Annotated in this window: 18 protein-coding genes; 7 read left to right on the top strand and 11 right to left on the bottom strand. The window is 58.3% G+C overall.

The window, feature by feature from the left end; translation table 11 throughout:
• Nucleotides 1-11: 11 nt before the first annotated feature.
• Nucleotides 12-188, top strand: coding sequence for a hypothetical protein (locus tag Z947_RS22015; RefSeq protein WP_156026599.1), 177 nt, complete (start codon nt 12-14; stop codon nt 186-188).
• 56 nt (nt 189-244) lie between these two features.
• On the opposite strand, the gene Z947_RS0100965 is transcribed toward Z947_RS22015, so the two are convergent.
• Complete coding sequence (locus tag Z947_RS0100965) at nt 245-1,303, bottom strand: IS110 family RNA-guided transposase (protein ID WP_025042441.1); 1,059 nt, start codon at nt 1,301-1,303, stop codon at nt 245-247.
• A 310-nt stretch (nt 1,304-1,613) separates the two neighbouring features.
• Here Z947_RS0100965 and Z947_RS0100960 point away from each other — a divergent pair, with 310 nt between their 5' ends.
• Both Z947_RS0100960 and Z947_RS0100955 read left to right on the top strand, forming a co-directional pair.
• On the top strand, nt 1,614-3,398 hold the full coding sequence (locus tag Z947_RS0100960) for an ATP-dependent nuclease (RefSeq protein WP_025042440.1): 1,785 nt from the start codon (nt 1,614-1,616) through the stop codon (nt 3,396-3,398).
• 6 nt (nt 3,399-3,404) lie between these two features.
• Nucleotides 3,405-4,829, top strand: coding sequence for a UvrD-helicase domain-containing protein (locus Z947_RS0100955; protein WP_025042439.1), 1,425 nt, complete (start codon nt 3,405-3,407; stop codon nt 4,827-4,829).
• Between the two features lie 470 nt (nt 4,830-5,299).
• Here the strand turns inward: Z947_RS0100955 and Z947_RS0100945 are convergent, their stop codons facing one another.
• The 4 genes from Z947_RS0100945 to Z947_RS0100930 form a co-directional block, all read right to left on the bottom strand.
• The gene (locus Z947_RS0100945) at nt 5,300-7,003 is read right to left on the bottom strand and encodes an alpha/beta hydrolase family protein (protein WP_025042437.1); all 1,704 of its coding nucleotides are present in this window, start codon (nt 7,001-7,003) and stop codon (nt 5,300-5,302) included.
• Nucleotides 7,004-7,066: 63 nt separating this feature from the next.
• Nucleotides 7,067-8,188: a C4-dicarboxylate TRAP transporter substrate-binding protein gene (locus Z947_RS0100940; RefSeq protein WP_025042436.1), complete on the bottom strand. Its 1,122-nt coding sequence runs from the start codon at nt 8,186-8,188 to the stop codon at nt 7,067-7,069.
• Nucleotides 8,189-8,214: 26 nt separating this feature from the next.
• Complete coding sequence (locus tag Z947_RS0100935; protein WP_025042435.1) at nt 8,215-9,525, bottom strand: TRAP transporter large permease; 1,311 nt, start codon at nt 9,523-9,525, stop codon at nt 8,215-8,217.
• Nucleotides 9,522-10,034 (bottom strand): TRAP transporter small permease subunit, encoded by a 513-nt coding sequence (locus tag Z947_RS0100930; RefSeq protein WP_025042434.1) that lies wholly within the window; start codon nt 10,032-10,034, stop codon nt 9,522-9,524. The genes Z947_RS0100935 and Z947_RS0100930 overlap by 4 nt, the downstream gene beginning before the upstream one ends.
• Before the next feature lie 141 nt (nt 10,035-10,175).
• On the opposite strand from Z947_RS0100930, the gene Z947_RS0100925 reads away from it, so the two are divergent.
• Together Z947_RS0100925 and Z947_RS0100920 are read left to right on the top strand one after the other, a co-directional pair.
• The gene (locus Z947_RS0100925) at nt 10,176-11,087 is read left to right on the top strand and encodes a LysR family transcriptional regulator (RefSeq protein WP_025042433.1); all 912 of its coding nucleotides are present in this window, start codon (nt 10,176-10,178) and stop codon (nt 11,085-11,087) included.
• Nucleotides 11,088-11,173: 86 nt separating this feature from the next.
• The gene (locus Z947_RS0100920; RefSeq protein ID WP_025042432.1) at nt 11,174-11,914 is read left to right on the top strand and encodes an alpha/beta hydrolase; all 741 of its coding nucleotides are present in this window, start codon (nt 11,174-11,176) and stop codon (nt 11,912-11,914) included.
• A 277-nt stretch (nt 11,915-12,191) separates the two neighbouring features.
• Here the strand turns inward: Z947_RS0100920 and Z947_RS0100910 are convergent, their stop codons facing one another.
• The 5 genes from Z947_RS0100910 to Z947_RS0100890 all read right to left on the bottom strand — a co-directional run bounded on the left by Z947_RS0100910 (nt 12,192) and on the right by Z947_RS0100890 (nt 19,304).
• A complete protein-coding gene (locus Z947_RS0100910) occupies nt 12,192-14,192 on the bottom strand; it encodes a type IV secretory system conjugative DNA transfer family protein (protein WP_025042430.1) in 2,001 nt (666 codons plus the stop codon).
• Between the two features lie 8 nt (nt 14,193-14,200).
• The gene (locus Z947_RS0100905; protein ID WP_025042429.1) at nt 14,201-16,534 is read right to left on the bottom strand and encodes a relaxase/mobilization nuclease domain-containing protein; all 2,334 of its coding nucleotides are present in this window, start codon (nt 16,532-16,534) and stop codon (nt 14,201-14,203) included.
• The gene (locus Z947_RS0100900) at nt 16,521-17,114 is read right to left on the bottom strand and encodes a transposase (RefSeq protein ID WP_025042428.1); all 594 of its coding nucleotides are present in this window, start codon (nt 17,112-17,114) and stop codon (nt 16,521-16,523) included. The genes Z947_RS0100905 and Z947_RS0100900 overlap by 14 nt, the downstream gene beginning before the upstream one ends.
• Nucleotides 17,115-17,631: 517 nt before the next feature.
• A complete protein-coding gene (locus Z947_RS0100895; RefSeq protein ID WP_007120662.1) occupies nt 17,632-17,838 on the bottom strand; it encodes a hypothetical protein in 207 nt (68 codons plus the stop codon).
• 536 nt (nt 17,839-18,374) lie between these two features.
• Nucleotides 18,375-19,304: a DUF2493 domain-containing protein gene (locus Z947_RS0100890; protein ID WP_025042427.1), complete on the bottom strand. Its 930-nt coding sequence runs from the start codon at nt 19,302-19,304 to the stop codon at nt 18,375-18,377.
• A 624-nt stretch (nt 19,305-19,928) separates the two neighbouring features.
• Here Z947_RS0100890 and Z947_RS0100880 point away from each other — a divergent pair.
• The gene (locus Z947_RS0100880) at nt 19,929-20,204 is read left to right on the top strand and encodes a hypothetical protein (RefSeq protein ID WP_025042425.1); all 276 of its coding nucleotides are present in this window, start codon (nt 19,929-19,931) and stop codon (nt 20,202-20,204) included.
• Nucleotides 20,204-20,536, top strand: a complete 333-nt coding sequence (locus Z947_RS0100875; RefSeq protein ID WP_025042424.1) for a type II toxin-antitoxin system RelE/ParE family toxin — start codon at nt 20,204-20,206, stop codon at nt 20,534-20,536. Before Z947_RS0100880 ends, Z947_RS0100875 begins: the two co-directional genes overlap by 1 nt.
• Nucleotides 20,537-20,826: 290 nt before the next feature.
• Here the strand turns inward: Z947_RS0100875 and Z947_RS0100870 are convergent, their stop codons facing one another.
• Nucleotides 20,827-21,240 carry a MerR family transcriptional regulator gene (locus tag Z947_RS0100870; protein WP_025042423.1) on the bottom strand — a complete coding sequence of 138 codons (414 nt, stop codon included), beginning with the start codon at nt 21,238-21,240 and terminating at the stop codon, nt 20,827-20,829.
• Nucleotides 21,241-21,264 lie beyond the last annotated feature (24 nt).

Raw genomic sequence — 21,264 nt, 5'->3', positions numbered from 1 at the left:
GGCCCAAATGTATGTACCGGCTGCTGTTCGCAAATGATTTCTCGCATGTTCTCGGAAGTCGCTCATATGTATCCGGCCTACTGATCGACACGCGGGTCGTGGCCTTGTTGGGGTTACGCACGCGCCGTGATCTCATTACCGGCAAGGTCCATGATGACCGTTTGGGCCGTCAGACTCTGGGGGCGTAATCGTTCCGTTCCATGCTTTCTTTCAGTCGCGAACTCCTTTGGATTGCCTCGGTGTATTAGACGCCGATGGCAATCTCGTCTCTGTTGGCGTCGAACGCCGTCTTATTCCGCAAGATACTCCAAGCCATGCGCGCCAGCTTGTTGGCCAGAGCGACCGCCAGTTTGTTGCGATTCATCCGTTCCGCCGCTTTGGCGAGCCAATCCCCAAAGCTGAAGTCTGGCCATCTATTTGTGCGCATCAGAATGACTTTTGCGGCCTGAACGAAGAGCATCCGCAAGTATCGACTGCCCCGTTTGGTGATGCGCCCAAGGACCGTTCGCCCGCCTGTGCTGAACTGTCGAGGCACAAGCCCAACCCAAGCGGCGAAGTCGCGGCCTCGGCCAAACGCCTCCCCCGTGCCAATGGCAGCAACCATCGCCGTCGAAATCATCGGGCCAATGCCGGGAATAGTCATGACATTTACGCAGTTCTCTTCGGTTCGACTGATCAACTCAATCTCTTTGGAGACGGTTTCGATCCGATCATCAAGCCAGAGCCAATCACCGTAAAGCCCAATCAGGATGGTCCGCATGCGCGGCGATATCTCATCCTTTCGCTCTTCCAGGATCGTCTCGAATGAGTTCTTCAGAGCCCGCAAACCTTTGCGAACCGTAATGCCCTGTTCGATCAGGAATGCGCGGATCTGGTTGATCGTCGCCGTGCGTCGCGACACGAGCCGTGACCGAACGCGATGTAGCGCCTGCAAGTCGAGCTGTTCTTGGCTCTTCTCGGGGACAACCGGCAGATTGGGTCGCAATGCTGCTTCAGCTATCGCCTCCGCGTCGTTGTAGTCATTCTTCTGTCCTTTGGTGAACGGCTTCACGTAGATCGCGGGAATGATCCGCGGTTCGAAGCCCATCTTGCGGAGCGTTCGGCTGACAAAATGAGCGCTGAGGCACGCCTCCATGCCGACCACGCAACGGGGCAGTTTCTCAAACGTCGCAACAAGCGCCAATCGTTTGATCTGCTTGCGCATCACCAATTGCCCGTCGGGGTCGAATGCCACGATGTGGAATGTGTCTTTGCCAATATCGATGCCAATCGACATCAGCTCATCAATTGAGTCCTTCGCCATGCTACTTCTCCTGTGTGCAGAAGTAGGCAAAGCCTAACCTGCTGGGTGAAGCAGCCGGTACATCCCATTACCGGACCTCGGGAGAAATCTCTCGCCGCTGCACTGCGGCTCGTCATTCCGGACTTTCGCTGCGGCTGCATTCCCAAAAAACTGCCAAACTTCTGCTCGGCGGTACGAAGCGGCCCTTCGACCCCGACTATCCAACAACCGCTTCATTCCTATGGACTGAATCGCTTGCAAAAGGGCATCCAAACACAACTTTAGGGCAAGAGGTAAACATGCTACTGTCCCAGTATGTTAGAGGTGAATTATGACTGTCATCCGAGAAATTTCGATCTCCAATTTTCGAGGCATCAAGGCACTAAAGTGGTGGCCGAACCCAGGCATCAATTGCTTGATTGGGCCGGGAGACGGCGGAAAATCGACCATTCTCGATGCAATAGAACTCACCGTGGGGACTAGACAGAGCATTGTCTTTACCGATGCTGACTTCCACAGATGCCTGGTTGGTGAGCCAATTGTGATCGATGTGACACTGGGAGCTCTTCCCGATGAGTTGCTAAACCTAGAGGCATACGGCCACTTTCTGCGAGGTTGGGACCCGCAGACCGGGGCTATTCACAACGAGACATCCGCAGCGCTGGAAACGGTGTTGACTGTTCGGTTGATTGTAAGGAACGATTTGGAGCCGCAATGGTTGCTGTTTTCTGAAGGCCCATCAGCCGAGGGCCGTGAGCGGAACCTTCAATGGAAGCATCGGCAGCTAGTTGCGCCAACACGGCTCGGCACCGTGGCATCACACCATATGGCTCTGGGCCCGCGATCCGTGCTCGGGAAGCTCTCTTCCGACAAGACACAGGCGTCAGCCGCTTTGGCGGCTGCATCCAGACAAGCCCGGCAGGCTTTTGCAGAGCAGGGATGTGATGGCGTCGATGAAGTGCTTGCGACCTCCAGAACCATCGCCAACAACATGGGAATCCCCGTTGAGCAGGTGAATGCCCTATTGGACGTAAAAGGGGTAACGTTTTCAGGGGGTGCAATTGCCCTTCACGACGAAGATCAGGTTCCGCTCAAGAATCTTGGTTCCGGTTCCATGCGCTTGCTCGTCGCAGGACTTCAAAAGGTCGCAGGTCAATCAAGTATCTCGATCATTGACGAAGCAGAGTTTGGCTTGGAACCCTACCGGATTATACGCTTGCTTGATTCGCTCGGTGCAAAATCAAACGATGCTTCGCAGCAAGTCTTTTTGACAACACACTCGCCAGTTGTATTGCGTGAGCTATCGTCAATTCAGTTACATGCAGTGCGGGCGACGCGCACCACTACACCCGCCGTGGTTAATAACGGTGAACTCATTCAGCCTGCAACAAAGACGACTTCCAATGCTGTGTTCCCACTTGGGGAATCTGAAGACGCTCAGAAGACGCTGAGGGCGTGCGCAGACGCCTTTCTCGCACCGAGTGTCATTGTTTGTGAGGGGAAGACAGAGATTGGCGTAATCCGAGGGTTGGATTTGTGGCGGCAAAGCCTTGATCAGAGGAGTTTGCTAGCAAACGGTTGCCACTGGGCCGATGGTGGCGGCTCAACTATGACGGAACGTGCTAAAATCTTTGCGCGTATGGGTTATCGAACCGCTTTGTTCATGGACTCCGATGTCGCCTACGATGCCGCGAGATATGCGGAATTGGCAGCCTACGGCATTTCTGTGTTCCGGTGGCAAGATGGGTATTCCACCGAAGCTGCAATCTTCGCATCAGTGCCCGCGGCGCAGATACCAGGGCTTCTTTCAATTGCCTGCGCATGGCGATCTGAAGACTCCATTGATGGAAAAATCCGTCACGCGAGCAACGGTCAATACAATCTACAGCAATGCCGAGATCACTTTGTCGATGTAATGCGACCTGTGTTGGGGCAATGCGCTGGCGATGGCAAATGGTTCAAAGACATTGAGCCTGCTGAACGGGCGTTGAGGGAAGTCATTGCCCCGGCTTGGCAAAATACAGATGCAATTTTCGCGGCACCCCTGAATTCGCTTTGGCAATGGATCAGCACATCGCCGACAGCGCAGCCAGCGAATTCCCCTGTCGGTGTGTAAACTCAGGTGGTTGGCGTACCCGACATACTTCAGGCGCAACGCGGGCATGTCATAGCTCCCGCAGGATGCGGCAAGACCGAGTTGATCGCAAAGACCATTGTTCAGGCAGAAGGTAAGCCGGTCCTGGTCCTTACCCACACCACCGCTGGCGTTGCCGCGCTAAGGCAGAGGTTGCATCGAGATGGCGTGCCAGCGTCCAACTACAGGCTCAATACGATTGCGGGCTGGGCACTGACAATTATCTCCATGTTTCCGGAGCGAGCAGGATACCTGCATGATCCGGAAAATGCGCCCAACTACACCGCAGTGCAAAACGCGGTTGGTGGGTTATGTGCATCTGGGGCCATCAATTCAGAGATTGCCGCAACGTATTCGCGGGTCTTGGTCGATGAGTACCAAGACTGTTCGGTGAGCCAACACCTGATCACTTCTGGCCTCGCGAACGCAATTCCAACGGTTGTGTTCGGTGATCCGATGCAAGCAATCTTTGGGTTTGGTGGCGACCCGCTTCCGGACTGGACGACACAAGTGGTCCCAACCTTTCCTGAACTCGGGCGGTTGGACATCCCCTGGCGCTGGAACAACGCTGGCGCCAACGATCTTGGAGCATGGCTTCTTGCCAGTCGCGGGGCATTGGAAGCTGGACACACGATTGATCTTCGCACTCTTCCCTCGCGCGTCGCGTGGCATCCTCTCGGCGCGGATCAAAACGCCAACGCAGCAGCCCAGATAGCTTTGCAATACGATGTAGCCAAAACCAACCCTCATGAGACGATCCTGATAATTGGCGACTCCATGCAAGCGGCCTCGCGACACAATTTCGCGAGCCGCGCAAAGGGAGTTGGAGTTGTCGAGCCAGTAGATCTCCGTGATGTCGTAGGCGATGCAAACCAAATGGACGGAAAATCAGGTCAAGAACTCCTGGATGCCTGCATTGGATTCCTTATCAAGGTCATGACGAACGTGTATGGCGATAAACTCAATGGGCGCGTTCAGTCGATCCTAGGAAATCGTAATCGCACACCTCCAAACGCCCCTGAGGTTGCTGCCATCTCACTGGTTCAAGGGGGCGGATACCTCGAGGCCGTGCAATTTCTGAAAGCGATGGCAGGCGACCGTGACAGACGAGTCTATCGACAAAGTGCCTTCAACATAATGGTCCAGGCACTCCAAATCGCAATGACGGCCCCGGGCGGTAGTCTTTCAGCAGCTATCGCCGGTCTTCGCGAACAACGCCGTCACGCAGGTAGGGTAATTCCGCCAAAAGCTGTAGGCTCAACTCTTCTCCTGAAAGGACTGGAGGCTGATCACGTTGTAATCTTGGATGCGGATCGACCAGGTAACGCGATGTCGAAAGAGCACCTGTATGTCGCGCTGACTAGGGGGGCGAGATCCGTATCGGTCTTCTCGCGTAGTCCAACCCTGCCGTAACCCGCTTATCTCGGTTGGAGGCCACTAATGCTTCTCTGAGATTGACCGTACAGAATGACGCACACCTCATTATTGAGAAGTTGTTGCCCTGCCAACGCCTTTTGAACTTCCGCGATCGATTGCTCGGATAGCCTGGGGGCGGTTGTGTCTGCCGTTGGCGCTTTGATAGTAATATTCCAGTATTCCATTAACGAGTTCCTTGCAGGTGTTGCAGAGAGTTGCGTACCATTGCGTTGGCAATAATACGACCATGACTACGAACTTTCTAGTGGCTACCAATCGTAATCTTGTCAAATTGATCTGCGTCTTTCCGAAGAATCTCAATCTCTTTTAGGCGTAACTGAATGGTGCGAGGAACCTAGTGGGGGATGCCATCGGAACTGGCCCGAGAAACAATACTGGCGTAGGCCTTGAGGCGCTTTAATTGAGCCCGTCGCGCGGCAAAGCTTGTGCGACGGGCTCACTGGTCGTTATCCAGCAGCGTATTGTGTGGCTTGCCCTGCAACCACGAACCATGTGACCAGCAGCGCGTTCACGAAGGCACCGGGCAGATAGCTTGCGGTTCTTTGATAGAGGAACGTGCTGATAATCGCCGCGGTCAGCAGCAGTGGCACAAACTGAAACATGACGATGGTGTTCAATGGCTCGGATGGTGTCAGCAGTATGCCGTTGGAAAACAGCGCGGCGTATTGCAAGATTAAGAACACTAGAAACCCACCCATCAGCGCCAGCGCATTCAAGGTGTAGGTTGCGCGCAGGCTTTGCCCCGCAACAGACAGACCCCCATGCAAAGCGCGCATCGCCAGAACGAAGTAGATTGTAAAGGGCACGAGATAGACCAGCGCAGTCACAAATCGTTCAGCGGTCAGCAATTTGACACCAACGAACCAGAAGCGAAAATCAACCTTGAGGAAGAAATCGACAATTACAGCCGAAAGGTAGCCCACAAATACCGCAGCCCCCGCCAGCACCAGTGACCGGGCGATGTTGATCGGGAAGACGACCGGCTGCGTGCGGATCACGAGCCCGACAAGCCCTGCGACGGCACCGTTGATGACGGCCCAAAACGCAGCCTGTGACGTGATGGTCTGCGGTAGCAATGCTGAGGCCGGAAACAAAGTTTCAGCGAAGTTGAAGAGCGGATAATAATTCGCCACCGGGAACAGCGCGCTGAACAGAAATATTCCCCACCACTTTGCACCGCGCGTCGTATGCGCAGCATCTACTGGTGTCGCTTTCAGGTCGCGCAGCCAGGGCAGGGACAGTAATCCGTTCAACGTGCCCAAGATCAGCACCACGAAGCCTAACAATCCGATTAGCGTGGCAAACTCTTTGTAGAACCAGATTTGGTTGTCGGCAGGCAACGGGCGTGCGCCGTTCAGTGTTTGCGCAAACCAATCCACCGAATGCCCAATAGCCGCTCGTGACAGGTGATCACCGGGGTGTGTCACAGGTGGCTGCCACAGGATGCGCGCGTTGCCCGTGGCTAGGTCGCCATAGATCTTGCCTTCCTCGACGGGCGTTTCAGAACTGAAAAACGCCATCAATTTTGGGCTTTTTTCTACATCATCGGCCTTATCCACGCCCCACATGAGGCTTGAAAATTCGTCGTATGCAGAAAACACGACCGACACGTTGCGTGGCCAGTCTGCGGTGCCTTCGGCTGCAAAGGGCGCGCCGACGCTGGATCCTTCGAGGACGATGGATTTGTAATCATCGGGATAGGTGGCTGCCGCCGCCAACACCGTCCAGCCGCCCATTGAGTGGCCTTCCATGCCGATGTTATCGACATCAACAATATCGAGACTGCGCAGATATTGCAGCGCTGCGGGTCCTCCAAAACCGGCCGAAAATGCGGCCCCCTCGGAGTAGCCATGACCAGTTTGGTCGATAGACAGAACTACATAACCGCGACGCGAATATTCAATGGCAAAGCCGGATTGGACCTCGCGCGTGTTGATATAGCCATGTACCGCCAAGATGGCCGGCGCTTTTGCTTCGGCTGTGACGCCTTCGGGCACGTAGAGTAGTCCGCTTTGCAGATTGCCATTGGCACCGACAAAACGGACGTCCTTAATGGTGACCCCGTTTGTCGTTTGCACCAAGTGAGCCGCGATTGATCCGACAAATAACAACACCAGACCCAAAGCGAATAATCGCCAGTTCGTTTTCATGTTCTGTCCCTCCCTTCCGTAATATTGAAAAGGGGGCCGATGGCCCCCTTAGTAATTTGGCGATTAGTTGACGCCGTAGGTATCAGCATCGAGCCGATCATAGATTTCGCTGCGCGCCAAAGCGGCGAGTGTTTCAGTGTCGGTGCGATCAACATCTTTCAGCAACGCTTCCCAGCGGTCGATGACCGCTTTGAAGGCTGTCAGAACTTGATCGGGATTTTCCACACCGCGCGATGTTGCGTTTTCAATCAGCGCAGCTTCGTCGGCGATGACAAAATCGGCCAGCGCTTGCTGCAAGGCCGCGTCAGGGTCCAGAACAGTCATGCCGGCGTCTTTTGCCGAAGCGACGGCTGTGGCAACATCGGCGTCAAACGCGACGCGGTGCTGCGCCAGCTCATAAGCCATTTCATCGAACAGAACGCGGCGCTGTTCGGCGGTCAGCCCCTGCCAAAACCCTGCGTTATAGCCCCATTCAAACCCTGCGTAGTAGTTGCCGATGGCGAGAGTATTCATCGAGGTGACGACGTCCTTGAGACTAAAGCTGTCGAGGGCATCCGCAGCCGCAACCGCGCAATCCAGCGACCCTGTGTCAAGCCCAGTGTACATCTCGCTTGACGGGATCGAAACCGGAACGGCACCGACAAATTCGGCAAAGCGGGACCAAGCGCCACCGGCCATGCGCATCCGCTTGCCTTTTACATCTGCTAGGGTTTCAACGTCTGTGTTGCACATCATGAAATACTGCGACGTTGAATAGCCACCGCCGAACACTACGCCATTGTCAGCCCATTCTGCGAGGGCGGCAGGATTTGTCAGGCCGAATTCGGTCGATGCAAAGGCCATGACCATCGGATCGGTATTGTAGAACGCCATGTTGCCGATCAGGTTGGCAATCGGCAACTCGGCCGGGGTGTAGGTGCCAGCATGATAGCTGACCTGTGCCACACCGTCACGCACCCCCTGCAAGGACGAAGCCGGCGGCAGCAAGGAGCCTGCGGAAAACACACGGAACGTCACCTCGCCATTGGTGCGTTCGGCCACACGTTTGGCAAAGTCCACATAGGGGCCGCGCACCATCGAATGCCGCTCGGCGAAGAAATGGTTTGCGTTATACTCTTCGGCTGCCGCAGGCGCGGCAATGGCCAGCCCAAGCAACGTCGCGCTGAGAGTTTTAAATATTTTCATGGTCGTCTCCTCCAGTTGAAATTTTGTCAGTTGGTCATGAATGACGGCAGGAACAGGCTGATCGCGGGAAAAGCGATCAGCAGAATTAGGGTCAATAGATCCATGGCGATGAACCATGTTGTGCCGGACATGATGTCCCTAAGCTTTACCCGCCCGGCCAGCGCGCCATGCAGGACATAAAGGTTCAGACCCACGGGTGGTGTAACCAGACCGATCTCCAGCAGTTTGATGGTGATGATGCCGAACCAGATCAGGTTTACATCCGCTGCTTCCAGTACCGGCAGCAGCACGGGCAGGGTCAGCAGCATCAAACCGATTGAATCGATCACCATGCCAAGGATGACGAACAGCACCGCGATCATCACGATGATGATGATCTGGTTGTCCGACACCGCCAGCATGCCGTCAGCCAACGCACGCGGCACACCCGACAGGCCCATGAAACGGGTGAACATGATGGCACCGATCGAAAGAAAGAAGATCGACGACGTGGCGATCACTGTTTGGCGGATGGCTGTGCCCAGGGCTTGGCGTGTCAGGCTGCGGCGGAAGGCGGCGATGGACAGGGCCAAAAACGCCCCGACACTGCCTGCTTCGGTCGGTGTGAAAAAGCCGCCGAATATGCCCCCCAATACACCAAAGATCAGCACCGGGAATGGCCAGACGGATAGCAGAAGCGTCCAGAATTTCGGCCATGCGAAAGGGTTTTTTACCGGCGGTGCAAGCGATGGTTTCAGCGTGCAGCGCATCGTGATCATACCCATATAGACCAGCGCGGAAAGAACACCTGGGATCAGTCCCGCAATAAAAAGCTGGCCTATAGATTGCTCAGTAAAAATCCCGTAGAGCACCATAAGGATGGACGGCGGGATGAGTGAGCCCAATGTGCCGGATGCGGCCACCACTCCTGTAGCCAATGAAGGGTGATAGTTTGCCCGCAGCATTTCGGGCACAGCGATGCGCGACATGGCAGCGGTCGTGGCGATGCTCGAGCCCGAGGCAGCAGCGAAAAGACCGCATGCCCCGACACTGGCCGAGGCCAACCCACCTGGCACCCGCGCTAACAGCATCCGCAACAGATCAAAAGCGCCCGCCGTCAGGCCGGTACTGGCGGCGATAAAACCCATCAAGAGAAACATCGGAATGGCCGTCAGCGACCAATCCCCGATAAAGCTGAAGGGCAACGCGCTGATAATACCAAAAGCCGCCGTCAGATTTGTCATTACGGTGATGCCAATAATTGAGACAATCATCAGTGCCACACCAATCGGCGTGCGGATCGAAAGCAGCGCGAACAGGGCGGCAACACCGGCCCAACCAATCATAAGTGCACTCATCCCGCGGCCTCGTCAGTGGTGTTTCGCGTCACGGTTTTTCCTTGAATTACCATGATCACGCGCAGTAAAGCGGCTATCGCAGCCAGCGTGAAACCAAGGGGCAGCATACAACGGGCGGGCCAGACGATGATCTCTCGGCTGCCCATTACCACCTCGCCCACACGAAAGGCGCGGATGGCGTCCTGCCCTGTGCGCCATGCAATCACAGCCAGAACGGCGGCTGTCGCCATCAGCGTAAGCAGCAGACAAACTTTCTGAAGCGGTGCCGGGAAGAGGTTGAACAACAAATCAACGCTGATTTGGTCATCCTCTAATTCGACAAGCGCCATGGGAAGCATGACGATACCAACCATGTAGTAATAGGATGAAATCTCGACCGTGCCCTGGATGGGGGCATTGAACGCGACCTTTAATACGACATCCAGCGTCACATGCAGCATCATAAAAAGCAGACCCGCGCCGCCTATGTACATCAGTGTTTGCGTAAAGCGTCGAAATGCCGTTTCCATCTTTCCCCCCTTCATGCCACGCGAATTGCATGCACATGTCTCCGGCTTCTTTCTTTTCTTGCCCAGCAGCTACAGGCAAATACCATTGCTTGATCGGTTGATCGCATTTCGTTATCGGTTCCTGCCAGAGAGGGGCAATTCATGCAGAACAAACCATCAAGCCTTGGAATCCGGCATCTGCGCTATGCGCTGGCCGTTGCGGATGCGGGGGGCTTTCGGGCCGCGGCGGAAATGCTCAACATCGCCCAGCCCGCTATTTCGAAAACCGTGCGCGATACCGAAGAAGACCTGGGGTTTGAGATCTTTGTTCGAGGCACCAAAACCGTTGAGATCAGTGAAAACGGCAAGCGGTTCTTAGATGATGCGCGTCAGATTGTGGCCCAGTTTGAACGCACAATTCGCGGGTCGCGGCGCAATGGGGTGGGCGATAGGGGGCATATCATTGTTGGCTACTCGGCCTTGGCCACGTCCACTCAGTTGTCAGATGGGCTTGAAACATTTCAGGCGCTTTATCCCGGCGTTCAAGTGGAAATGCACGTCATGTCGACCGACACCATGATGCGCAACATCAAGACCGGTGCCATTGATCTGGGTTTTTTGATGGCGCATGACACTGTGCGTGATCCGGTCATTTCGCAGCGTGTTGCCTGGACCTCGCCCATCGGGTTGGTCGCGCCGCATGACACCGCTGACAAGACACTGGACGCACTGCGCACCGCGCCGTTTATCATGGGGGTTCGCGAAAATTGGCGGGCGTATCGCGCGCTATTGGATGATGCATTTGAAAAAACGGGGTTCACGCCAGTCATCGAGGACGAGGCATGGGATATTCACGTGATCCTGCAACGCGTCGCGGATGGGCGTGGATATACTTTCCATCCGATCACAGCAGAGTCGTCGATGCCTCGTGCACTGCGGATTATGCCGCTTGAGGAGCTCGATGCCGAACTTTCGATTGCGATCGCCTGGAGCGCTGCGGCAGATACGTCCCTATTGCGTATGTTTCGCGCGCAATATGCATCGCCGGCACGCGTGACTGATCGCCAACCGTGATCGGCTGATCGTATATCTCTATTTGTTTTTCGGCCTGCAAAACTTGATTTCGAACCAAACGGACGAATGACAGGATTGAAAGCCATATGGAAAACGACAGCACAGCACCTTTTCTTCTTGAAGGATCCAGTTGCGGTGTCTTGTTGCTGCATGGCTTTACCAGCACGCCGCAAAGTGTGCGCTATGTGGGCCACCGTTTGCACGCGCGGTCCGGTGCCACGGTGATGGCCCCCTTGCTTGCCGGGCATGGGACGACGCCAGAGGATTTTGCCCAAACCGGTTTTCGCGATTGGTTGAAATCTGCAGAGGACGCGTTGGAGGCGCTGAGCGCACGGTGCACGACCGTTTGCGTCGCAGGGTTGTCGTTGGGCGGGACGATCGCGTTGAACCTGTCGATCCGGCGCGGTGATCTTGTTGATAGAGTTGCCACAATCAATGGGTCAACGGGCCTTTATTCACCGCAGCAGATGAAGGCGTTTTTTGATGGCTGCACCGGCGATTTTCAACCCGGTATTGGTTCGGACATTAAAAACCCCGGCTACAAAGAGACCTGCTATGACCGCATTCCAAATGCCGTTACCCAAGAGCGGTATGTTTTGGTGACTGCAACAGGGCAAATGTTGCCACTGCTCGACAAACCTTTGTTGATCCTACAATCGCGTACGGATCATGTCGTCAGTCCTGAGAACGGCAAACGGATCGAAGGTGCAGTTGCCTCTCGTTCCATCACCTTTTGCTGGCTCGAAAATTCTTATCACGTGGCTACTCTGGATAATGATCGGGAGTTGATTGTACAGGAACTTACAAATTTTCTGACCGCAGAATAGCTCTAGTTCTCGCTGGTTACTATTTTCTCATAGGAGTGCTTGGCTCCCTGAAAGAACACCTCAACCGTGTTCTCAGCAGTTTGTACTATGCCGGCATCGACTTTGACATTATAAACGAATTTTCTGATGTCCAACTTTATATGACGACGGACACATTTGTAGAGAAAACCGAGCAAGATCATCTAAGTCCAGTTTCAGTTGACGTATTAGGCCTCCGATGCGGCACAGCGGAAGACCGCTTTCCGCCCTCTATGACCGTCAGACCATGCCCACCGCCCTACCGGTGAATTGGCTTTTTGCCACCCTCCTCCTGCAGCATCGCTTCCATGTCGTTCAAGCCATCGACTGCAGAGCGCATCTGCGCCTCATCATCCACGCCCACTGTCTCGGCATCCGCAACCTGGCCCCCAAAATCCATTTCCATCTGTCGCTGTTCCTCGGCGATTACGGCTTGAACGACAGGCGCAGTCTTCTTTGGGGTGACATCGGTTTGCCCTGACGATTGGCCATCAGCAGCCTGGCGTGCGGCCTCAACGTCGGCGTCGGGTCCGCCTGCTCCGTCCGAAGGCGGCGTCATCGGCATGGCGCGCACACTCAGCGGCAGATTGCCCTTCGGTCCCCCTCCCCCCGGCTCCGGAAACGGCAACTCGCCCGTCTGTGCCGCGTGGATCGCCTTGAACAGCCGATCGTCAAAATATTGGATCCGCTTCGCGCGGACCGGCATCTGGGCATCGATGACCATGACGATCTCGTCGAGCGGTAGGCGGCGCGCCTCGTCTTCAGGGAGCAAGGAGCTTTCTTCAGTCCGTGTGGATTGGCTGCGGCCTTCAAAGGGGTTTTTGCCGATGGACTGAGAGCGCGTGACGACGGTCTTCGTGGTCTTGCCAACCGCCTTACTCAGCTCTTCGACGGTCTTTTCATCAGATGGCGTCAGGTAGAGTTTCACGCCGGCGTTGCCCTGCAAAGCACGGCGCGTATTTTCACCATAGATTTCGTCGAGGGCGGGAATGGTTTGGGTGACCACGGCCAGGTGACCGCGATAGGTGCGCAGGGTCTCGATGCTCTCGACCACGATGGGCATCTTACCGAGACGGTTGAACTCGTCGAGCATGATCATCACCGGCCAGGGCTCGTCGGGCCCGGGGTCCTTTTCCTGCATGGCCGAGAGCAGGTCGGAGAAAAACAGCCGGATCAGCGGCGCGAGCGGCTTCACCATCAGCGGCTGGACGACGAGATAGACCGAAAAGGGCTTCTTGCGGATCGTCCGGAAATCAAAGTCCGACACCGCCGTCGCCTCATCGATGGCCGGGTTCTGCCATTGGTCGAGCCCCGAGGTCATCAGGAGCGAGACATAGGAGGTCAGCGTGTCATTGTTGGTCGAGGCCAGCCGCGTGAAGATCAGCTTGGCCGCCCGGTTGTCCACCTCATGGCCCCGCGCGAAATACTCCTTCTGCTTGTTCCCGCCCGAGGCCGCGATGCGGTAGATCTCGCCCAAGGTCGGACGCTTGCGCTGGAAGGCCAGCAGGCCTGCCGCCACGAAGAGATCGATCCCGCCTTTGAGGAGGCCCTGTACCCGGTCGCTGTCACTTTGCAGGAAGAGCGTCGCGAGAAGCTGCAATTCCATCTGCTGGCGTGCGGGGTCTTTCAGTTGATAGATGCGCAGGAGCGGGTTGTAGCGATGCGTGCGCTTGCCCTCCCAATCTGTGGGGGCAAAGCGATAGACCTTGTCGCCTTGGGCTGCGCGGTGCCGGGCCGTGGCCTCGAAACACTCGCCCTTCACATCGAGCGTCACGGCGGAGCCTTGCCAGGCCAGCAGGTTCGGAATGACAAAGCCCGTGGTCTTGCCACGGCCCGTGGGGGCCACGATCAGCGCATGCGGAAAAACCTTCGAGCAAATGTAATTGGCGCGGGAGCCCGGCGTCCCCAGCTTGCCGAGGATGAACCCGGTCCCGGGCGCCCCGAAGAAGCCATTGGACTTCATCTCGCGCGCACTCTGCCAATGGGTCTGGCCGAAGCGTGTGAGGGCCGAGCCTGAAAGGGCGAGGCTCAGCATCAGGCCGGCGGCGGCAAAGCTGCCGATGATCAGGTGAATAAGTTGCGCGTCCTCCGGGCGGCGATCGAGGATCGCCAGATAGTTCTGCGCGATATAGGCAAAGTCGATCTCTGCCCCGAAGCCGAGATCCTGGTAGGTCAGCACCGCCGAGGCGATGGTATAGCCCATGGCCCCGGTCACAAGCGTTACCAGAAAGGCCCCTGTTGCGATCCGCGCTTTTCCCATGGGCGCGCTCAATGGACCTGTCCCCGCTCGGTCTCGCCATCCACATCGCCAGTGCGGTGTTTTTCATATTCGGCGTCGGCGAGATCATCGACCACCTGGCGCAAGGCCTCCGTGTTGGCCGTCGCGGCATCCGATTGCAGGTAGACCTTGGCGACATAAAGCCGGTCGAGGCGGTCCTCGAGAACCTTCTCCAGCGCATCGGCATCGCCAGATGTGAGCCGGTCGAGTTGGCGAACGTCCAGTACCCGCGCGATCTCGTCGCGGAAGGCGTCCCGCTCCGCCTCGGTCTCGAAGGGCGCGGACAACTCCCCCGCCCGCTCATGGTCCAGAACACGCGCAATCTCGTCTGCAAGGCGGTCGGCACGGTCAGACTGCGAAGCAGTTTCACCGCGGGCTGCGAGGAGTGTGTCGCGCGTGCCAACCCCAAGCCCCTCGCGCAACTCGTTTTCGCGGCGGACCTGATTGATGGCCTCCGTGTCGCGTATCTCGACGACTGCCGCATAGGTCGCGCCAAGCCCACGGGCGAGGTGGGACGGCATGTCCGGATAGCGCGCTCGTAAGTCATCCGTGACAGCATCTGCAACGGGCGTGCGGAGGTCGCGTCCCTCCATGATGCGGTCGACCTCGCTGGTGATCTCGCTGGCGCGGGCCGCATCGGTGATGGTCTCCCTGTAAGGCTCAGACCGGTCGATCACATCGCCAGGCCGTGCGAGCAAGTCCGGGTGTGCCTCGAGATACGCGCGCTGCTCGGTCTCGATCCGGCGCTCCGCCCTTGAGACAACCTCCCAGTCCCGGTCCTCGATCTGCTGCGCGGTCAGGCCCTCTGCGCGCATCTCCTGACGGATTGTCCCTTCCATCGCCCGCACCGCGCCCTCATGATAATGGAACTGCTCGCTGATCGGTTCCGCTTCCATGACGCCATCCCGGTGCAGCACGTTTTCCCGTTCCAAGAGCGTGCCGAGCGCGACATGCACATCGTTGAGACTGTCTCGCGCCTGTTCCAGATCGGCGCGGCGTTCGAGGTTCAGATCGCGCGCCTCGGCCACCTTGGAGAGATCATTGGCGATCCATTGATGCTCCAGCGCGGCGCTCGAGGCCCCGGTCTCGATCCGGGCCACCACTTCCGATGTGCTGATCCCGGTGCCCCGTAGTGCCGCGTCAATGCGCGATCTCAGATCGGGCTCTGCCAGACGCTCGCGCTGGCTGGCGTCGATATTGGCCTCGGAATAGATCCCGCCCTCCGAGGGGGTCTCTGACAGCGTGGATGATCGCAGCCCCAAGGGCTGCATGTGCTGGACCTGCGTCTGGATCTCGATGAGGCGCTTTTCCAGCACGGGACGTTCTGCGTCAGACTTCTCGGCGATCATGCCCTGCACCCGCGCGAGCTTTTCCGCATAGAGGCTTCTCAGATCCTCGAAGCTTTGATCCTCGGCCATATACACATCTCCTGTTCTGTCCACCTGTCCGCCATGCGCCAGCACCTCGCCCGCGCGGAAGAGTGCCGCGGCGATGTCTTCCCGGGCCTCCCGGGAGGCCTCCACGGCAAGCGAATGGTAGACGGTTCTGGTGTTGGCGATCTCCGCCAGCGTCCGGGTCAGGTCCTGCCCCACGCGTTCGCGCTCGCGGGGCGCGCGACCCTCTTCTTTCGCGGCGTAGACCTCGCTGGTCCGGGCTGGGTAATGTACAGCCCCGCGATCCACCCGGCGCGTGGCCTCCAGGCGCACGCCATACTTCTCGGCCTCCTCGACCATGGCGAGGCGGAAGTCGTCATAGTTGAAGCGATGGTTGCGCCCCAAGAAGAAGAACTCGCCTTCCTGCGAGCGACGGTTCAGCACCAGATGCGCATGGGGGTGATCGCGGTCCTCATGCACCGCGATGATGTAGTCGAAATGCCCCGCGTCGGTCTGGAAGAACCGCTCCGCCACATCCGTCGCAATGTCGCGCACATCCTCCCCGCGCGTGCCGATGGGGAAGGACATTAGCATGTGGGTGGTCTGCCCAAGCTTGGGCTTGAAGCCCGCATCCCAGCGCTTTGCAAAGCGCTCGGTCAGATCCTTGATGTCGCCCGCCTCGAGCTTCGCCTTCCCATCCAGGAACCCGCTACTGTCCACGATATGGGTGGACTTGGTCGTGAGGTAATCGAGCTGGTTTGCGAGCTGCGATTTGGTATGCGTGCCGCCGCCCCGGATCGCCTTGAAGACCGCTGGCCGGTGCCCTGCAGCCGCGCGCACAAGCTGGCTCTGCTTGGCGACATGCAGCCCCTGCATCGAGCCCCGGACGCGGCTCCAGCCATCCCGGAAGACCTCGCCCGTGACGGCATGGACGGCATCATTCAGCCGCATGGGCAAACTCCCTCAGCGCGGCCGTGGCCTGCAGCTGCATTGCGTCCCGACGGCGGCGCAGGAGCAGGTCGATCTCGTCAGCAGAATCCAGGATGAACCGCGCCAGCCCGCGCATCTGCGCAAGGCGCAATTCGGTGAACTCGGCACTCGTCCCTCCACCGGCCCCCTGCCCCATCCGGTTGGCCTGCGTCATCTGCTTGGCGATCTGTGCGACCCCATTGCCGACCTCGTGCAGCGAGGCGCGGTAGCGCGCCATCTCTGCTGCCATCTGCGCGTCCGGAACGAACACCCCGCCTGCGGCCTGAATGAGCCGCCGCAGCCCCTCGGCCCGGCTCTCGATCCCCGCCTTCGCCAACACCGCGTCGAGGGCTTCAAGCTCCGCGGCCGTCACCTTCACACTGACTGCTGAGACCGGGATCGCGGCATCGGCCTGGCGCTCGGCATCAGCTTTCAGGACGTAGCGCACGGCTCGCGATGTGACCTCGAAACGCTCAGCCAGCTCGGACGTCGACACACCCTCCGCGGCCTCGCGGACGATCTGCATCTTCTCGATCTCTGTCAGGCGTTTTGTTCGGGACATGCGGAAGAAAGACCCCCTATTTCCTGCCACCTTCCACCAAGGCTGCCCCTACATTACGATAATATACCAGACTGTCAATTATATACTAACGTCGCATTCAGTCTCAGGCAGCCTTGGTGTCCGCTTCCCCCGCGGCCCGCAGGGACGCGGCTCTGCCGCCCTCACCACCGGGCGACCCACCTGTCCAATGGGTCCCCTTCCCCAAAACCGCCCGAAGGTCTGGCCGAACACGCATGTGTTCGGACGGAACCGCGGGCGGGCGCAAACCCCACCGACAGGGCGGAAAGGCAGGGTCAAGGAGGGCCAGATTTGGGCCCCTAAATCTCTGCCGCAAAAACCGGGAGGCCCTGGCCGATAGGTTTTTGTGGATGGCCCCCTTGAGGCTGACTGGCCGGTCTGTCGCGGCATGATCATTCCGGGGGGAGTGCGTCCGCTGAACGCGCAAGGACCAGCATCCCTGGAACAGGGATCGGGCCGCCCCAAGATCGTCCTGGGCGGCCCATCCTCGTCAGAGGATTTAGTCCTGGGGATCTTTCGCGCTCGGTGGGAACATCACCAGCTCCGAGACCGCGACCGGGAAGTCGAGCTTGAGGCTGAAGAACTCCGAGCCGTCCCCGTTGCGAGTGTTGCGGAACATCGCACCCACGCGCTGAAAACGGGTGCGCTCCTGGCCATCGGTATCGGTGAACTTGACGGGAACGGTGGCGACGTAATGGTTGGTCATTTGGGTTACTCCTTGTTGCGATGGGGATCACCCGGCACGGGGGCAAGAGGCCCGGTCGCAAGCGCAAATGCGGAGGGTCCGCGGCTAGCCGTGGAAGCCGTATTTGTGCTTGCCGAAGCGTGAGCTGAGGGCACGATTGGGCTGACCCCGTGCGATCCACATCTATGAGCAAAAAGGAGTGACACGGATGACCCTTGCCATCACGCCGACGCCACCATCCGCGTCCGCGTCCCGCCGCGCCTGGCCGGGGTGCTGACGGAGCCCGCCCGCGTGGATGCGATGTTCCGAAACACGCCCCGAGGGACGTGCAGGTGTTCAGCCTCATGTGCGACGTCTCGACCCCTCGCGTCTTGCCCCGCTGACGATGTGCGATGTGCGCACCATCCCCAGCCCGCACCGATGCGGATGGGCCGCACTCTGACGGACTTGGTAGAGGGATAACGGTGCTGGCCACCGCAGACTGCCGATCACGCGTGACCGATCGCACGCGCCATGAGACATGACGAAAGGGCCGCGCCAAGCGCGACCCCCTCTCTTCAATCCTGCGCAGTCTTCTTCGCCGGGTCCGCAACCCGCATGACCGTCAGGCCTTTCGCTTCCGCCTTCTGCCCGAGGTTCAGCGCGACCCCGTTGCCGCCGAAGAGGACAACCCCCGTCGCGGCGAACTTGTCGTCCAGCATTTCGTCATTGCACTTGAACGGTGCCGCCCGCCCGTGCGCGGACCAGCGCGGATCAAAGCGCGCCTGTGCTATCCCGCGTGCCCGGGCCCACCGAGCCGCAATCATCTCCGCCCCGTGCTTGCCACCCTTGTGGCAGAGGAATATCTCCTGGTTGCGGTTCTGCTTGATCCGTTCGCGAACCTTGTCGAGCGTGTTGAAGATCACATCGACATCGGTCCAGTCGGTGGCGCCTGAGACGATCAGGGGCACCCCCTCGACTTTCGACTTCTCGGCGGTCTCGCGGTCGTGCTGCTCCAGCAGCTGCCGCGCCTCGAAGACCGCCCCGGTCTCCTGCGCCCGGACGCTCGCGCGCGAGCCCACTGCCGGGATGAAGGCGTGGCCCGTTTCGATCTCGTAGCATTCCGCCGCAGCCTCGCCCATCACCTCGATGGCGCCGACAATCTCGCGCAGCTGCACAAAGCGCGCCTGCGCCTCTTCGAGCGCGGTCTCAGCGATCTCCGATCCGTCGTGGGATTTTGCCAGCGCGCCGATCTTGTCGGCGGTGCGGTCGACCTCCTTGCCGAGCGCCACCTTGCGGCGCTGGAGGATCGTCGCGAGCCCATGGGCCAGCGGTTCGATTTCCGCTTCGAGCCCGGTCCCACGCAGCGGACCGAGGAGAGCCTCGAAGCTTTCGCGGATGATGCGGTCAGTCAAGACGTGATCCTCGGGGATCGGCAGCTGCGCGTCCTTCTCGGTCAGTCCGAAAAGCTCGATGGTCTCGTAGGTGTTTGCAGTGTCGTAAGCCATGTTTGTTCTCCAGATATTGGGTTCGACCACCACGTGAGTGTGGGGGCATGGCCGAATGTCTGGTTCGCCGAATCTGTCCGGGTCAGGGACGGCGTAGCCGCCGGCTTGCCGGGCGCAAAAGTTTTCCGAGCGCTGCACCCGACACATGCGCGCCCTCACGCACGGGACCGCCCCACGCCACAGCCCCTGCCCGCGCCGAAAAGTTTTGCGATCCTTGACGCGGGCTGATTTGGGGGCCATCCGAAGGATATGCTTCCGCACTCATGTGTGTGTGTTTTGACGGTAGGTTTGCCCGACCCGAGCAGGCAAACGGCCCGACCGGACATGGGAGACGGATGAAGCGGCGGGATCGTTTTGCCCCGCAAAACAGACCAGAGCGCAATCCGGCGGAGCGGCCAGGAAGGGACGTGCTCGCGAGGCGGGCAAACCGGGGGCCTGGGTACGACGCCGCGGTGAGGCCGCATGGCCGAATGCGCGACGGACCGAAGGGCCGTTCTCCCTTGCGACTTGGCGTACCGAGCTGGGGAGGACCTAAGGTGATGGACGCATCTCACTACGTCAGCCCGATCAGCTTGCCAGACATCGCAAGAATCGGTATTCTATTGGAGCACCAAGGAGTTTGCCATGAGCGTTCAAAAGCAATCAGTCAGTTTCACCGACACGGCCTACACCTTCGCACGGGAACTGGTCGAAGCGGGCGAGTACCCGAACATGAGCGCGGCGGTCTCGGGTGAATTGGCGAAGGCCAAGGCAGAGCGGGATCGTGAACGGTCTTTGTTTGAGGCAGAATTAGAACGCCGCCTGACTCTGCCACTCGACCAATGGGAACCTGTCGGTGAAGCCTCCAACGCCACTGCAGGTGCACGGGCTCATCTTGCGGCGATGGCTCAAAAGACCTGATGCGTTTTGTCAGGCATCCGTTCTTCGAACGGGACCTTATCGGTATCGTTGATCATATTGTCGACGTGACTGACGGTGACGTTGCTGCAGCAAGCCGCAGGCTCGATGAAATCGATACCCTTATCCATAAGATTGCCGAAAACCCAAAATCCGGTGCTCGCCTCAGCGGCAAGCTGGACGGATGGCTTGTGCGCCATGGCGGCGCAGGTCACCGACTGACCATCGTATTCAAACCGGACATGGATACTGAGGTCATCTATCTTGCGCTTGTCGCCTTCGGAGGCAAAGATTGGATAAGGCTGGCGTCAGCAAGACGGGTGTTCGCGGACTAAGCTCAGAGCCGACCTCAACATATAAGTCCGAGATCGGACCTTCGCTGCGCTCGACCTGAATAGAAAACACGCGGGACAAAACAGACTTATGCAGGCGCGGCTGTTGCTGACGCAGCATTAGTTCGCACGCGCGGCGCGTTCATCGCTATGTCGCAGCTGATGTCGCCATACCGGTCGATCAGAGGCCCCGATTGTGCCTGAGCCAAGACCGAACTTTCGCCGTACGCTTCGCCAATATGAAAGATGGTGGGACAGAGATACCGTTCGCGAAACTCAAGCTAACGGCTGCTTTACTCGTGTAGGCTGCCGCCAAAGCCATCCTTCATCAAAGCGTCCAACATAGGACAAGCCGCAGAGCCATCGTCGCAGTTCTTGGAAAGGCTCAAGAGCGCGTCTTGGAGGCGCACTAAGTTCTCAATCTTGGCGGTGATCTCACTCAGATGGTTCTCAGCCATTGCTTTTACCTCGCCACAGGATCGGTCACTCTGCTCGGTCAGAGATAGAAAGGTCTGAATAATCGAGATCGGGAAGCCCAAATCGCGACACCGGCGCACGAACCTGAGTTTGGCGATTTCATCTGACGAGTACAGCCGACGCCCTCCTGCAGAGCGCCCCGGCTTCGGAACAACACCCTCTCGTTCATAGTATCGGATCGTTTCGATGTTCACGCCGCTTTGTTCTGACGCTTTGCCGATGGTGAACATTTCGCTTGCTCCTATAGTGGCTAC

The sequence above is a fragment of the Sulfitobacter geojensis genome (assembly GCF_000622325.1).
Lineage (GTDB): Bacteria > Pseudomonadota > Alphaproteobacteria > Rhodobacterales > Rhodobacteraceae > Sulfitobacter > Sulfitobacter geojensis.
Note: the sequence above shows the minus strand (reverse complement) of the source record. Positions and strands in the feature narration are given on the sequence as shown.

What these genes read in the sequence shown, in the direction of transcription:
- Z947_RS0100935 (WP_025042435.1), bottom strand. Translation starts at nt 9,525, where the DNA reads ATGAGTGCACTTATGATTGGTTGGGCCGGTGTTGCCGCCCTGTTCGCG.
- Z947_RS0100920 (WP_025042432.1), top strand. Translation starts at nt 11,174, where the DNA reads ATGGAAAACGACAGCACAGCACCTTTTCTTCTTGAAGGATCCAGTTGC.
- Z947_RS0100960 (WP_025042440.1), top strand. Translation starts at nt 1,614, where the DNA reads ATGACTGTCATCCGAGAAATTTCGATCTCCAATTTTCGAGGCATCAAG.
- Z947_RS0100910 (WP_025042430.1), bottom strand. Translation starts at nt 14,192, where the DNA reads ATGGGAAAAGCGCGGATCGCAACAGGGGCCTTTCTGGTAACGCTTGTG.
- Z947_RS0100965 (WP_025042441.1), bottom strand. Translation starts at nt 1,303, where the DNA reads ATGGCGAAGGACTCAATTGATGAGCTGATGTCGATTGGCATCGATATT.
- Z947_RS0100900 (WP_025042428.1), bottom strand. Translation starts at nt 17,114, where the DNA reads ATGTCCCGAACAAAACGCCTGACAGAGATCGAGAAGATGCAGATCGTC.
- Z947_RS0100940 (WP_025042436.1), bottom strand. Translation starts at nt 8,188, where the DNA reads ATGAAAATATTTAAAACTCTCAGCGCGACGTTGCTTGGGCTGGCCATT.
- Z947_RS0100870 (WP_025042423.1), bottom strand. Translation starts at nt 21,240, where the DNA reads ATGTTCACCATCGGCAAAGCGTCAGAACAAAGCGGCGTGAACATCGAA.
- Z947_RS22015 (WP_156026599.1), top strand. Translation starts at nt 12, where the DNA reads ATGTACCGGCTGCTGTTCGCAAATGATTTCTCGCATGTTCTCGGAAGT.
- Z947_RS0100895 (WP_007120662.1), bottom strand. Translation starts at nt 17,838, where the DNA reads ATGACCAACCATTACGTCGCCACCGTTCCCGTCAAGTTCACCGATACC.
- Z947_RS0100875 (WP_025042424.1), top strand. Translation starts at nt 20,204, where the DNA reads ATGCGTTTTGTCAGGCATCCGTTCTTCGAACGGGACCTTATCGGTATC.
- Z947_RS0100930 (WP_025042434.1), bottom strand. Translation starts at nt 10,034, where the DNA reads ATGGAAACGGCATTTCGACGCTTTACGCAAACACTGATGTACATAGGC.
- Z947_RS0100925 (WP_025042433.1), top strand. Translation starts at nt 10,176, where the DNA reads ATGCAGAACAAACCATCAAGCCTTGGAATCCGGCATCTGCGCTATGCG.
- Z947_RS0100945 (WP_025042437.1), bottom strand. Translation starts at nt 7,003, where the DNA reads ATGAAAACGAACTGGCGATTATTCGCTTTGGGTCTGGTGTTGTTATTT.
- Z947_RS0100905 (WP_025042429.1), bottom strand. Translation starts at nt 16,534, where the DNA reads ATGCGGCTGAATGATGCCGTCCATGCCGTCACGGGCGAGGTCTTCCGG.
- Z947_RS0100890 (WP_025042427.1), bottom strand. Translation starts at nt 19,304, where the DNA reads ATGGCTTACGACACTGCAAACACCTACGAGACCATCGAGCTTTTCGGA.
- Z947_RS0100880 (WP_025042425.1), top strand. Translation starts at nt 19,929, where the DNA reads ATGAGCGTTCAAAAGCAATCAGTCAGTTTCACCGACACGGCCTACACC.